This window comes from Ruegeria sp. CDSA241 (assembly GCF_059611265.1).
In genome coordinates this window covers 1-1269 of record NZ_JBXWPF010000043.1, presented here as the reverse complement: position 1 = coordinate 1269, position 1269 = coordinate 1, and the positions used below count along the sequence as shown (strand labels likewise).

1 pseudogene is annotated in these 1269 nt (G+C 54.5%); it reads left to right on the top strand.

Annotated elements, in window-relative coordinates:
• The first annotated feature begins 56 nt into the window (after window positions 1-56).
• Window positions 57-1235, top strand: a pseudogene (locus tag AC2FJV_RS20150) (IS3 family transposase).
• Window positions 1236-1269: the final 34 nt, after the last annotated feature.

Sequence of the window (1269 nt, the reverse complement as noted above, 5' to 3'; positions counted from 1 at the left end):
TGAGCCTCCCCAACTGAACTGGTCCCCCGTTATGTATAGGAAACGGAGGACCTAGAATGGCAAACAAGAGACCGAAGCCGGAAGAGATTGTCTCGAAGTTACGGCAAGTTAAAGTTCTGATGGGTCAAGGCATGTCCCGTCTTGATGCGATCAGGCAGATCGGAGTTGTTGAACAAACCTATTACCGCTAGCGGAAGAAGTACGGTGGAATGGGTGTTGATCAATTGAAGGAACTGAAACGGCTTCAGAAAGAGAACGAACGATTGCGACGTGCGGTTTCTGATCTGACGCTGGACAAACTGATCTTGACGGAAGCCACAAAGGATGAAGGGCGGTTAGCAAACCATCCCGTGGATGGTTTGCAGCCCTGAACGCGAAGCCCTACTGAGCCCCGCTCGTCGTCGTGCTTGTATTAACCATGTACGCAACCAGCTGAACGTTTCCGAGAGACGCGCCTGTCGCGTACTTGGACAACACCGGTCCACGCAACGACGCATCCCAAGAGGCCGCGCGGACGAGGACAGGCTGGTGGCCGACATGATCGAGCTGACCCGTCAATATGGCCGATATGGCTATCGCAGGATCGCAGCGCTGCTGAGAGAGGCTGGATGGTCTGTCAGCGATGGCGGGTTGAACGGCTTTGGCGACGAGAGGGGCTGAAAGTGCCAGTGAAACAACCGAAGAAAGGACGGCTCTGGCTAAATGACGGCTCATGCGTTCGGCTACGGCCAGAGTATCGCAACCATGTTTGGTCGTATGACTTCGTTCATTGTCGAACCGACGACGGCAAAGCCTTCCGGACGCTGAACATCCTTGATGAGTACAGCCGGGAATGCTTGGCAATCAGGGTCGAGCGGAAACTGAACTCGACCGATGTAATCGACGTTCTGACAGACCTGTTCATACTTCGCGGCGCGCCCAGTTTCATACGTTCTGACAATGGGCCGGAATTTGTCGCCCAGGCAGTCCGAGACTGGATCGCCGCCGTTGGCGCCAAGACGGCTTACATCGAACCTGGCAGCCCGTGGGAGAACGGATATTGTGAAAGCTTCAACGGCCGGGTCAGGGATGAGCTGCTCAACGGTGAGATCTTCTACAGCTTGCGCGAAGCTCAAATCCTGATCGAACAATGGAGGAAACACTACAACACAAAACGTCCCCACAGTGCACTGGGCTACCGCCCGTCAGCTCCCGAAACCATCATCTCAATGGATCACAGGCCAATGATGCACTAACAATCAAATTGAACCAGTCAGATGAGGCTGCTCA